Source organism: Wolbachia endosymbiont (group A) of Beris morrisii, assembly GCF_964028185.1.
Taxonomy (GTDB): Bacteria; Pseudomonadota; Alphaproteobacteria; order Rickettsiales; family Anaplasmataceae; genus Wolbachia.
Map to the genome: position 1 here is coordinate 554621 of NZ_OZ034760.1, position 13215 is coordinate 567835.

9 protein-coding genes and 2 pseudogenes are annotated in these 13215 nt (G+C 35.8%); 10 read left to right on the forward strand and 1 reads right to left on the reverse strand.

What is annotated here, in order from left to right; all coding sequences use genetic code 11:
* Positions 1 to 54: 54 nt before the first annotated feature.
* The 10 genes and pseudogenes from ABWU69_RS02790 to ABWU69_RS02835 form a co-directional block, all read left to right on the forward strand.
* Positions 55 to 1557 (forward strand): leucyl aminopeptidase, encoded by a 1503-nt coding sequence (locus ABWU69_RS02790; protein ID WP_265035429.1) that lies wholly within the window; start codon positions 55 to 57, stop codon positions 1555 to 1557.
* A 238-nt stretch (positions 1558 to 1795) separates the two neighbouring features.
* Complete coding sequence (locus ABWU69_RS02795) at positions 1796 to 2011, forward strand: hypothetical protein (RefSeq protein WP_265025693.1); 216 nt, start codon at positions 1796 to 1798, stop codon at positions 2009 to 2011.
* Positions 1993 to 4062, forward strand: a complete 2070-nt coding sequence (nuoG, locus tag ABWU69_RS02800; RefSeq protein ID WP_265035430.1) for an NADH-quinone oxidoreductase subunit NuoG — start codon at positions 1993 to 1995, stop codon at positions 4060 to 4062. Before ABWU69_RS02795 ends, nuoG begins: the two co-directional genes overlap by 19 nt.
* Positions 4046 to 5071, forward strand: a complete 1026-nt coding sequence (nuoH, locus tag ABWU69_RS02805; RefSeq protein ID WP_265025691.1) for an NADH-quinone oxidoreductase subunit NuoH — start codon at positions 4046 to 4048, stop codon at positions 5069 to 5071. Before nuoG ends, nuoH begins: the two co-directional genes overlap by 17 nt.
* A complete protein-coding gene (hemB, locus tag ABWU69_RS02810; protein WP_265035432.1) occupies positions 5064 to 6068 on the forward strand; it encodes a porphobilinogen synthase in 1005 nt (334 codons plus the stop codon). Before nuoH ends, hemB begins: the two co-directional genes overlap by 8 nt.
* Before the next feature lie 137 nt (positions 6069 to 6205).
* Positions 6206 to 6964 (forward strand): phosphatidylglycerophosphatase, encoded by a 759-nt coding sequence (locus ABWU69_RS02815; RefSeq protein ID WP_265035435.1) that lies wholly within the window; start codon positions 6206 to 6208, stop codon positions 6962 to 6964.
* Positions 6965 to 7008: 44 nt separating this feature from the next.
* Positions 7009 to 7848 carry a glycine--tRNA ligase subunit alpha gene (locus ABWU69_RS02820; protein WP_265035436.1) on the forward strand — a complete coding sequence of 280 codons (840 nt, stop codon included), beginning with the start codon at positions 7009 to 7011 and terminating at the stop codon, positions 7846 to 7848.
* 3 nt (positions 7849 to 7851) lie between these two features.
* A complete protein-coding gene (glyS, locus tag ABWU69_RS02825) occupies positions 7852 to 9969 on the forward strand; it encodes a glycine--tRNA ligase subunit beta (protein ID WP_265035437.1) in 2118 nt (705 codons plus the stop codon).
* The gene (gene uvrC, locus ABWU69_RS02830) at positions 9953 to 11770 is read left to right on the forward strand and encodes an excinuclease ABC subunit UvrC (RefSeq protein WP_265035438.1); all 1818 of its coding nucleotides are present in this window, start codon (positions 9953 to 9955) and stop codon (positions 11768 to 11770) included. The genes glyS and uvrC overlap by 17 nt, the downstream gene beginning before the upstream one ends.
* 240 nt (positions 11771 to 12010) lie before the next feature.
* Positions 12011 to 12149: pseudogene (locus ABWU69_RS02835) on the forward strand (IS4 family transposase); the annotation flags it as partial.
* Between the two features lie 28 nt (positions 12150 to 12177).
* Here the strand turns inward: ABWU69_RS02835 and ABWU69_RS02840 are convergent.
* Positions 12178 to 13021: pseudogene (locus tag ABWU69_RS02840) on the reverse strand (IS630 family transposase).
* Positions 13022 to 13215: the final 194 nt, after the last annotated feature.

The following is a 13215-nucleotide window of genomic DNA, read 5'->3' on the forward strand; positions in this document are numbered from 1 at the left end:
ATTGTACTTAGGATGTATATGAAAAATATCTTACTGATGTTTTTGCTATGTTTTATGTACAGTTTACAATTATTTGCAACGGAGATGCCAGCAATGAAAATAACAATTTCTAAAATTTCGCCCGATTTTAAAACAATAGTAACGGGTTTATTTGAGGACAACGAAACCGTAAATGATGGCGGAGTTTTGCAAAGAAAACAGATCATAGATAATATAAAGCAATTTAGCGATTTCAATGGAAGTTTTGGTGAATTTTTCTCTACTACTTTGCCAGAAGAAAAAAATGTCATAGTTGTTGGACTTGGTAAGAAGGATGAATGGAATGAAAATAAAGAATTAAATATTGGTGGTAAAATATATTGTGAGCTAAGCAGATTAAAAATTAAGAAAGCAGCGATTTTAATCGAAGGTAGTGCAGCAAATGTTGCATATGGTGCGTTTCTGCGTAGTTTTAAGTTTGATAAGTATAAAACTAAAAAGGATGAGAAAATTACAGAGGTAGAGGAAATTACCGTATTAGTAAAAGATGAGCAATTAAGTAATGCTGAAAGATCATTTGAGCACTTAAGGCAAGAAGGTGAGAGTATATTCCTTGCGCGCTCTTTTATAACAGAGCCTCCTAACATTCTATATCCAGAATCCTATGCTGATCATATAAAAAAAGAACTTACTAAGCTTGGCCTTGAAATCGAAGTGCTTGATAAAAAGCAGATGGAAGAGAAAAAAATGGGAGCCTTGCTTGGAGTCGCACAAGGAAGTAGTAAAGAACCAAAATTAGTAGTGATAAAATGGAATGGGGCTGCTAAAGAACAAAAGCCAATAGCTTTTGTTGGTAAAGGTATAACGTTTGACACTGGTGGAGTATCACTCAAACCTTCACGTGGTATGGAGTCAATGAAATATGACATGGCAGGCTCTGCTACTGTGGTTGGGGTGATGCATGCTTTAGCAGGACGAAAAGCAAAAGTAAATGCAATCGGCGTGGTCGCACTTGCAGAAAATGCAGTGGGTGGTAATGCTCAAAGACCGAGTGATGTAGTAACTTCAATGTCTGGACAGACAATAGAAGTGTTGAACACCGATGCAGAAGGAAGGCTCATACTTGCAGATGCTTTATGGTATACGCAAGACAGATTCTCACCAAAATTTATGATTGATCTTGCAACTTTAACTGGTGCTATAGTGGTTGCACTTGGAAATAACGAATATGCTGGTCTTTTTGCAAATAATGATGAATTAGCAAACCGTCTGATTGATGCAGGAAATGAAGTAAATGAGAAGTTATGGCGTTTTCCTATGAATGAAACTTATGACAAAATTATTGATTCACCGATTGCTGATGTTCAAAACATCGCTCCTGCAGGCTCTGGTGGAGATAGCATAATGGCTGCACAGTTTTTACAGCGTTTTGTGAATGAAACTTGCTGGGCACATTTAGATATCGCAGGCACTGCTTGGCACGAAAAAGGTACTGACATTTGTCCAAGAGGAGCAGTAGGTTTTGGTGTAAGGTTACTTAATAAGTTGGTTAAAAAGTACTACGAAGCCAATGATTAAAGGTCTTTATACTGGATTTATGGCTTAGCTACATGAACATTTATTTTCGAGGCGCAGCAAATGAAAGTAGCTGATACATATTTCTTTTTTTCTGGTCAAGCACTGGAATGATATCAAGGAGTAACTTTTTATTTAAACAATGATTATAATAAGAGATCTATTGAAATTTTAAAGTTATTAAATATTGACGCTATATACTTAAGTGTTAAAATAGAATGAAAAGTTTTTAGGAGTTTATATGGCAGTAGGTGGGAAAGCAAAGACAGCTAGTAAAAACAACCCTACTCAGCGTAAGAAAGCCGAGCAAAAAATGTATAAAGATAAACCGGTAAAACCTGTTAGATATATAGATCGTGACTCGCGCATGAATTATATGTCTGCTCAATATGACAACGGCAATCTGGTTGAAGATGAGGTAAGCGGCAATCCTATAAAGTGGGAAGCTGTACAATAGTTGTGGTTAAAGTTACTATTAATTCTAAGGAATGTGAAGTAGAGCATGGGCTCACTATAATTCAAGCTTGTGAAATTGTGGGCGTTGAAATTCCACGTTTTTGTTATCATGAGCGTTTAGCAATTGCTGGTAACTGCAGAATGTGTTTGGTTGAAGTGGAGGGTGGACCTCCAAAACCAGTAGCCTCTTGTGCAATGCCAGTTGCAGAAGGGATGGTTATTCACACTGATACCCCTAAGGTTAAAAAAGCACGTGAAGGTGTGCTTGAGTTTTTGCTAATCAACCACCCGCTTGATTGCCCAATTTGCGATCAAGGTGGTGAATGCGATTTGCAAGATATCACGATGGCTTATGGGAAAGGAAACAGCAGACTTGATGAGCATAAGAGGGCTGTGCCAAAAAAACACTTCGGACCACTGATTGAGACTGCGATGAATCGATGCATTCATTGCACTCGGTGTGTTAGATTTTTGTCTGATGTTGCAGGTACAAATGAACTTGGAGGAATCGGAAGGGGAGAAAATGTAGAGATTAGCACTTACATAAAAAGGCATATTAGTTCTGAATTATCTGGAAATATCATAGATCTCTGCCCGGTAGGGGCTTTAACTTCAAAGCCTTACTCCTTTACAGCGCGTCCATGGGAGCTATCACATTGTGAGACTATAGATGTGCTAGATGCTGTGGGAAGTAGCATTAGAGTTGATTATCGTGGCCTGGAAGTTATGCGAATATTACCAAGACTGAGCGAAGAGGTAAATGAAGAATGGATATCAGATAAAACCCGCTTTGCCTATGATGGACTAAAAGTTCAGCGTCTTGATCGACCTTATGTAAAAAAAGATGGTAAATTAGCCCCAGTTGATTGGAATGAAGCATTGACTATTGCTGCAAAAAAATTAAAGAATACAAAATCAAATAAAATAGCTGCAATTGCAGGTGATTTAGCAGATTGTGAGTCTATGCTTCTACTCAAAGAAGTGATGCAGAAGCTCGGCTCGGGAAATATAGACTGCAGGCAAGATGGTGCAAAGCTTATACCAAGTAATCGTGGGTCATATGTGTTCAATACCACTATTGAAGGTATAGAAAATGCAGATTTATGTCTGCTTATAAATACAAATCCAAGGATAGAAGCACCGATCATTAACGTAAGATTGAGAAAGAGATATTTACAGGGCAACTTTCCTGTTGCAAGTGTTGGTCCTAACATTGAATATTTATATCATGTTGAGAAATTGGGCGATAATCCTGATATTTTGAGTGAAATAGCAAATGGAAATCATAAGTTCTGTGAGCTGCTGGTAGCTGCTCAAAACCCTATGCTGATTATCGGTCAAGATGCGTTGATAAGAGACGATTCTGAATCAGTTCTAGTTCTAGCTGGCAAAATTGCAGAAAAATTTAACATGGTCAGAGACGACTGGAATGGCTTTAATGTGCTGCATAAAGCTGCAGCAAGAGTTGGTGGGCTAGATATTGGGTTTGCTTCTAAAAAAGGCGAAAGGGATATTAATCAAATATTGGAACATGCAGAAAGTGGTGAAATAGAAGTGGTTTATCTTCTTGGTGCAGATGAAATTGATACATCAAAATTAGAAAATACATTTGTAATTTATCAAGGTCATCATGGTGATAAAAGTGCACATGTAGCAGATGTTATCTTGCCTGGTGCTGCATATACAGAAAAATATGCAACTTATGTAAACACTGAAGGTCGAGCGCAAAGAACAAATTTAGCTGTATTTCCTCCAGGTGAAGCAAAGGAGGATTGGTTAATTATTAAAAATCTCTCGCAATATTTGGATCTCTCCTTACCATATGATAGTTTATTTGACGTGAGAAAAAAATTAGATACTATCGGTCCACAGTTTAGAAATGCTGATCAAGTGATAAAAAATAAATGGATTCCAATCAGCAGCGGTGAAATAAGCTTAAGTAATACACCTTTTACTTTAAAGGAGTGTAATTTTTATATGACGGATTCAATAAGTCGCGCTTCAAAAATAATGGCGGATTGTACTAAGGCTTTTTATGAACACGCTAGTTAATATTTTATTTGTTTTAGTACCGCTACTACTTTCAGTTGCATACTTGGTATACTTTGAGCGTAAGGTTATTGCTGCAATTCAACTAAGGCACGGCCCAAGTGTAGTCGGGCCATTTGGGTTATTGCAGCCGTTCGCAGATGCTATCAAATTGATAATTAAAGAGCCGATAATACCATTTAGAGCGAGCACTATACTGTTCATTATGGCTCCAATGCTTACCTTTATTTTGGCATTAATTGCCTGGGCAGTTATACCGTTTGGTGCTGAAGTAATTGTAGAAAATGGCCAGCAAGTAGTTATTCCTAAGGTTATAGCAAATATTAATGTTGGAGTGCTTTATGTGCTAGCTATATCGTCGCTGGGAGTATACGGCGTAATTATTGCAGGCTGGTCAAGCAATTCTAATTATGCATTTCTTGGCGCTATACGGTCGGCTGCTCAGATGATTTCATATGAAGTTTCAATAGGCTTAATAGTTGCTACAGTCGTTATTACCACTGGAACATTAAATCTTGGAGAAATGGTAGTGGCAAAACATAATATGCCATTTTGGGTTGATTTACTACTAATGCCTATAGGAATAATATTTTTTATTTCTTTGCTTGCAGAAACTAATCGTCACCCATTTGATTTACCAGAAGCTGAAGCAGAGCTTGTCTCTGGATATAACGTTGAATATTCATCCATGCCTTTTGCCCTCTTTTTTCTTGGAGAATATGCAAATATGATTCTAGCAAGTGCTATGATGACGATATTCTTTCTAGGAGGGTGGTATCCTCCATTAGAACTTGGTTTGCTTTATAAAATTCCAGGTTTAATTTGGTTCATTTTGAAAATAGTTATACTTTTGTTTATATTTATTTGGATTAGAGCAACAATACCTCGTTACCGATATGATCAGCTAATGCGCCTTGGTTGGAAAGTGTTTTTACCAATATCGGTGCTTTGGGTGATACTCATTTCAGGGGTGTTGCTCTTTACTGGGAATTTGCCTGGATCCAATGTTTAATTTTCCAAACACACGGTTAAGGCGCAGGCGCTCGAGCAAATGGGTTCGCAATTTAACAAGTGAAAATAGTTTATCAGTAAATGATCTGGTTCTTCCTCTGTTTGTTCATAACAGAGAAGAAACAACTGAACCAATTTCTGGCTTACCAGGCGTAAAGTGTTATTCAATAGATGGATTAGTGTCCATAGTTAAGGAAGCTAAAGATTTAGGAATTAATGCTGTTGCAATTTTTCCTGTAGTTGGTAGTAAACTAAAATCTGAAAACGCTGAGGAAGCGTATAATTCTGACAATTTAATCTGCAAAGCAATTTGTGCTGTAAAATTAAAGGTACCGGAAATTGGTGTTATTGCAGATGTTGCACTGGATCCATACACTATTCATGGCCATGACGGCATTTTAAAAGATAATCAGGTGGATGTAGAAAACGATGAAACTATATCAGTACTGTGTAAGCAAGCACTTGCTTTAGCGAAGGCAGGATGTGATATAGTTGCTCCTTCTGACATGATGGATGGTAGAATAGGAAGAATCAGAAAATCATTAGATGATAACAACTTTCAAGACGTATTAATATTATCTTATGCGGTGAAATACTGCTCTAGCTTCTATGCTCCATTCAGGCAAGTCGTTGGTTCATGTGGGCTATCACATTCTATAGACAAAAGTGGTTATCAAATGGATTATAAAAATGCGCGCGAAGCAATGTGCGAAATTGAAATGGATATAAATGAAGGTGCAGATTTTATTATGATTAAACCAGGTATGCCATATTTAGATATTATCAAAACAGCAAGTGATAAGTTTAATTTTCCGATTTTTGCTTACCAAGTAAGCGGTGAGTACGCAATGATAAAAGTTGCTGCAAATAATGGCTGGCTAGATTATGACAAGGTGATTTATGAGTCTTTGATTGGTTTCAAACGTGCGGGTGCAAGTGCAATATTCACTTACGCTGCACTTGATATTGCAAAAAATTTAAGTGCACAAGCCCTATAAAATTACTAGATTTTTGGCGCATGTTCTTCTACTGTTGCTGCATATTACTTAAAATTTTCCAATACATGTTTTAAGTTATTGATAAGTCCGTTACAATACAGTATTATAAATGATATAAACCAAGTGTTACTTAGGGCATGGGGATTTTTTTTGAATTTTTGGGAAAGATGCTGGGCAAGGTTTTTCCTGCCAAAACAGTAAGCTCTTTTTTGGGAATAGGATATTTACCAGGTTGGCAGAACTATTGGTCTTCTTTTTTAATATTATTTATTGTCGATGTTATATTGATTTTTACATATGGAGGCGAATATTTACTATATAAAATGCCAAATTCAGGAATAGTTGTAGCTGCTATTTTTACAAAATTGGCAATAGTTATGTTAGTAATGCAATTAATTGGAATATTTATTTTTCATGCTCAGGACCCTTCAGCAAACAGTGGTGAAGACATAGTAATACAAATAGCGTCAGGGCAAGTACTGACTGTAGCACTTTCAATGCCAGCAATAATGTCAATTTATTATGCTGTAAGTAAACTCTATGGGAGTATATGTAAGCAGATGTTTCAATGCCCATTTTGGTTTAATGATTTTATGCACTTTTTCTTTTTTCTTATGATACCTTACGTATTTTTTAATGTCGTAGAAGTGATAAAACCATGGCCAATAAGTTCAATACAGCTCAGCTATAATAATGCAATGTCAATTACATTTGAGGGGATTTTTCACACATTTTATGCGGTGATCTTACTGTATTTAACAGCATTTATATTCTGCGATTTAACTATGCATGATGCAATTGTCCTAAATAAAAGCATAATTCAGTATGTGAGGGAAAGTTCAGCAGTTTTAGGTGATTATTTACATAGTGCTGCAAAAAAAATAAATATTGAATAGTACTTATTTATTTATATATTTAGTATAAAAAGTGTGCAATTTGTGTGAACTTACAAAGTATAATAAAAGAGTTACAAGATTTTTGGGCTAGTGAAGGATGTGTTATACTTCACTCATACACATCTGAAGTTGGTGCTGGCACATTACATCCTGCAACAATTATGTCTGCAATTGATACAAAACCGACAAAAATTGCATATCTACAACCAGTAATTAGGCCAGCAGATGGTCGCTATGGCGATAACCCTAATCGCTTGTATCAACATCATCAATACCAAGTTATAATAAAACCGTCTGGTAATAATTTACAAGACGTCTATTTAGATAGCTTAAAAGCTCTTGGCATATCTACAGAAAAATATGATATTAAGTTTGTTGAAGATGATTGGGAAAATCCAAGTGTTGGTGCATCAGGACTTGGATGGGAAGTTACATGCAATGGAATGGAAGTAACACAGCTTACTTATATACAGCAAGTTGGAGGGATTGACTGCAAGATGATTCCTGGTGAGGTGGCATATGGGTTGGAACGTTTAGCAATGTGCATACAAGGTGTAGATAATGTTTACGATATAATTTGGAACGATAATGGTGTAACTTACGGAGATATTTTTAAACAAAGAGAATATGAATTTTCTTATCTAGCGTTAGATTATTATGATACTAAAGTGGTACAGCAGCAATTCGAAGATACGGAAAAATTGTGTAAGTTCCTTATTGAAAAGGAGCTACCAATGGCAGCTTATGACCAATGTATTAAAACTAGTCACCTACTTAATCTGCTTGATGCAAGAGGTGTGCTTGGTGTAAATGAACGTACAGCGCATATTGGTAGAGTTAGAGAGCTGACAAAAAAATGTTGCGAATTGTACATGAGTAAATAGCGTATGTCGTTGCAGTTGTTATTTGAGTGCCTTTCAGAAGAAATACCACCGAGAATGCAGAATTCAGCTGCAGTTCAAGTTAAGAGTTATATTACCAGTGCTTTTAATAAAAACAATTTAAGATTTGCATCTATAGAGGTTTTTGTAACGGCACGTCGCATTACCCTATTTGTCGACAACATAAATGCTTTGGAGCTAAAGGATTCCAATAACGAAGTTAAGGGACCAAACATTAACGCACCAAAAAGTGCTATCGAAGGTTTTTTAAGAAAATATCAGAAAAATGAAGAAGATTTGCTCGTTCGAAAAGTAAATAATGAGGATTTTTACTTCATTAAAAGAGAAAGCTGCTCATTTAACATTCAAGAGTTTCTTAAAAATCAACTAGGAGAAATATTAAAAAATTTCTCTTGGCCAAAAAGTATGAGATGGGGCGAAGGAAAAGAAAGGTGGGTTAGGCCAATTAAAAACATTTTATGCATTTTAAATGATGAAATAATACCTGTGTCTTTTGCAGGGATCACAGCATCTAACACAACATATGGCCATCGATTTCTCTCAAGTGGTACAGCGTTAACTGTTAAAGCACCTAAAGACTATTTTGAATTGCTAGAAAAAAACAGTGTAATTCTCCAAATGGACAAAAGAAAGCAATTTATACTAGATCAGATTAATAAATTCACAAAAGAGCAGAATTTACAACTTGAGAAAAATGATTATTTACTAAATGAATTGACAGGGCTTATAGAGTGGCCAATCGTACTGTTTGGTGAAGTGAATCAAGAAAAGTCATTTGGATTACCGAAGGAAGTAATTCTTAGTATAATTAATACGCAGCAAAAATACCTTGCTTTAAGTAATGGAAAGAGAATTTCACACTTTGTCACTGTTGTCAACGTCAACAATGGTGAAGTTGTTAAAGGGCACGAAAGAATATTAGAAGCACGTCTTGCTGATGCCCAATTTTTAATATCTCAAGATAAAAAGGAAAATCTAGATTATTATGTCAAAAAATTAGGTTCGATATTATTTCATGCTTCACTTGGCAGCGTGGGGGAAAAGGTAAAGCGTATTACGGCTCTGTCAAAGTATATAGCTATATTTATTCCACATGCTTCGCTGATAAAAGTTGAACGTGCTGCATATTTGGCAAAAGCTGATTTGGCAACATCGATAGTAAGAGAGTTTCCAGAATTACAAGGAGTAATGGGTGGATATTATGCTTCTTATTTTCACGAAGATAAAGAAATAGTGGAAGCTATAACTGAACACTATAAGCCAATCGGGCCAGAGCAGGAATGTCCTAAATCCCCTTCAGCAATTGCTGTGTCAATTGCAGACAAAGTGGATAGCTTAGTTGGTTTAATTGCAGCAGGTGAGAAAATCTCTGGTTCGTATGATCAGTTTGGTTTGCGGAGAATGACAATTGGTATAATTAGGACAATACTTGAAAATAATTTGCATATTCCAATTAGGCTAATGATAGACAAGTCAGTATCTTTATATTCAAGGCTTCTATTTAATAAAAATACAACGTCAGTTGATAAGCCAAATAGAAAACAAATTTCAGAACTAGTATTTAGATTCTGCTTAGAAAGATTCAAGGTTATTTTAAAAAATAGAGATATAAGGCAAGATGTCGTAGATTCAATACTATATAAAATCGATATTAATGATCTGCTGACAGCAGAAAAGCAAACTGTTATATTGGATCGTTATCTTAGTACGCCAGAAGGTGAACAGATTCTAAGCACTTACAAAAGAGTCAGTAACATGATGAGCAAAGTAAGGAAAAGTGATGGCACTACTTATAGTGCATCTTACGGTAAGAGATTTTTGATTGAAAATGAAGAAATTGCGCTATCAAATTGTGCTATAACTGCTTGTAAAAACATAAAACAAGCAATAAAAAATAACCACTTTAATGCAGCGCTTGATGAACTTGCTGGTTTTGCTCCGTTTATCAATCAGTTTATGGACAGTGTAAAGATTAACTGTGATTCTGATAAGCTGAGAAGAAACAGATTATCTTTGCTTGAAAATGTAGTTTCCGTCTTTCATTTAGTAGCAGATTTTAACCTCATACAGGTTAAGCAATGGATAAATGCTCAGGCAATATAAAGAACAAATCAAATCATCTCCACAGTCCTGTGGCGTGTATAAGATGGTTGGAGATAAGAATAAGATTTTATACATTGGTAAAGCAAAAAACTTGAAGTCGAGGTTATCCGACTACCTTCAATTCGAAAACCTTTCTGAACGAATTAGAGTTATGCTCTCACAGGTTATTAAGGTTGAAATATTCATCACTGAGAATGAAATCGAAGCACTGCTTCTTGAAGCACAGTTAATAAAATCGTTGAAGCCACCTTATAATATTGTGCTTAAGGATGGAAAATATTATCCTTATATAACAATTTCCAAGCACGATTATCCAAGAATAGCGAAATATAGAGGCAAATTTAAGAAGAATGAGTTTCATTATTATGGTCCCTTTACATCTGCCGCTGCTGTTAAGCAAACTATATTATCATTGCAAAGAGCTTTTCTCTTGAGAGTATGTTCAGATCAATACTTTTCCTCAACAAAAAGACCATGTATTGAGTATCAAATTAAGCGCTGCTCAGCACCATGCATAAACAAAATCACAAAAGACGACTACTGCCAATCAGTAAAACAGGCACGAAATACATTGCTTGGAAGAAATAAGGAAGTGAAAGAACAGTTACTTTTCACAATGAGAAAGTGCAGCAGTGAAGAAAACTATGAGCTTGCTGCTATATATAGAGATCGGGTAAAGTTTCTTGAGCAAATTCAAATACAGCACACGGATTTTTCTTTTGAAAAAGATGCAGATTTCTTCAGTATTGTACGTGAAGAGGATCTAGCATGTATTAGTGTGTTATCGTTCAGAAATAAAGACAACTACGGCAGCACTCCTTACTTTGCCGAGAACTGTGGTGATCACTCAAATGATGAAATTTTATCCACCTTTTTGGTCAATTTTTATAATTCAGCTAACATACCTCCAATACAAATTTACGTTCCAGATTCTATTGTGGATAAGGAAATTATAGAACAAGCACTATATAAGGTTGCTCAAAAGCCAGTAAAAGTTCTGCATGCAAAGAATAAAAAAGAGCGTGATTTATTGAAATTTGTTTATGATAACTCTCAGCATAGCTTAGAGCAGAAGCTTATCGATTATAGAAATAACCTAGAAAAGCTTGAGGAGCTTAGCAAAGTTTTCTTGTTACCAAGTATTCCAAAGCGTATCGAGGTTTATGATAATAGCCATATTTCTGGAAGCCAGCAAATTGGTGTGATGATTGTTGCAGGGCAGGAGGGTTTTTTAAAGAGTGAGTACAGAAAATTTACTATAAAGGAAAAATTTTCAGGTGATGACTATAAAATGATGAGGGAAGTGCTAACCAGACGTTTCTCCGGCAATATAAAAGGCATAATACCTGATTTTTTACTGATTGATGGTGGACCAGGACATGTTTCCATAGTACAGAATGTACTGGAAGTATTGAATATAAACGTTCCTTTTGCTTGTATGGCAAAAGGTCCTGATCGTAACGCAGGGAATGAAAGATTTTATATGCTGGGCAGGGAAGAATTCAGTCTGGTAAATGACAGCAAAGTCATGCTTTACTTACAATCGCTGCGTAATGAAGCCCACCGCTTTGCGATAACTTCACATAGAAAAAAACGCGATAAACAGTTTATAGTTTCACAATTAAGCAAAATACCCGGCATTGGCAACAAAAGAAAAAAAGCGTTGATGTCTTATTTTGGTTCAGTGAAAAATATAAGCAAAGCTTCTCTGGCTGAAATTCAAAACGTACATGGAATTAGTAAAGGTTTAGCAGAAGTCATTCTTAAATACGTGAATTATAAGAGAGGAGTACTGGAATGACACCAAACCCGTTTTATTGTTAAAGCAGATATTCATACACTTTTCCTCAGAATCTCTTCATTGAGAAGCTACTCTGTTAAAACGTAACCGTTCACGCAATGGCGTCAACTTAAGGAAAAATATAAGCGATAGTGTGTAAAATTTCTCTCTAAATTTTTTCGCATTAAATTATCTAAAGAGTGAAAAAAAACGCTGTTGTTTCTATAAAAAAGTTTAAAATGTGTCCTTTTTAGACGAAACATGCAGAAAGGAAAAAATCTTATTCTACAAATTAAAAATATAATATACTCGAAAGCTTTTCAGAGAATCCATTGTGTTGAGTTTCACACGAACAAGAAAACTTCCTTTTACGACAGTATTTTCTATGATTTTAAAGTTATAGCATATTTCATAATAGTCCGAACGTATCATAGGAAAGCAGAATCAACAGCATGACGAAAAGATTTGAATAGAGGAATGTTTTTCCTAGCTCTGTTTTTTATAGCAAACCAATGATGCTCAATTTTGTTGAAATCTGGAGAATACGGCGGCAGATACAGAATTTCTGCACCAACTCCTCTAGCAAGCTCGATAATCTTACCAGACTTATGAAAAGTAGCATTGTCAAGAATGACAGTCTGTCCAGGTTCCAAGATCGGTGTCAAAAATTGCTCAAACCATCCATTAAAAACATCCATATTACAGTGGCCTTCAAAGGTTAACTATCTTTCTTCTACTTAAGGTTGCAACCATACTGATTCGTTGAGTTTTCTTTCCAGATTTTAGGGCATAAAACCGCTGTCCTTTCTGGATATGGATAGTCCTCTGTGTTATCAATGCCAGACTCATCTATATAAACTAAGTTTTCTGGTTCTTTTGTTGCTATAATTTTTAAGAATTCAGCACGTTTTTCTTCGTTCCTTTCCTTGTATCCATATGTCTTTTTTTGCGCGTAAATCCAATTTTTCTGAGAGCTCGGTGGATCGTTTGGATACTAACGTTGCCCCAAAGTCTAGCCATTTCCGACAGAGTCTTTCCTCCGTTTTCTCTAGCAAATTTAGCAAAGGCATCCCAGTCGGTAATTTTGTGATTGTAACCTCCATTTCCAAGTTTTTTTGATTGAAAGTCTCCTGTTTCTTTTCTTCTTTGCTGCCACTCCCATAAAGTAGTTCGTCCAATTTTAAATCTTGCTGCCACTGTTTCTCTGCTTTCTCCCTCGTCTAGCGCTTCCATTGCTTTTTTCCTTAAGTCATAACTATATGCTGCTGGCACTCAACCTCCTTATCATCATCTATCCTTATCTTATCACATCCGGACTTCTATGAAAAGAGCTATAACTATTGCATTCCTGAACTTTTTGATTCATCATTCTTTTTATAAAAAAACATTCTCAACTTTCTCTCCACTTTTTCTGGGTAAGGTCACTTGGCTGACAACCGTCATTCCGCTACTCGTTAGTGGCTGCG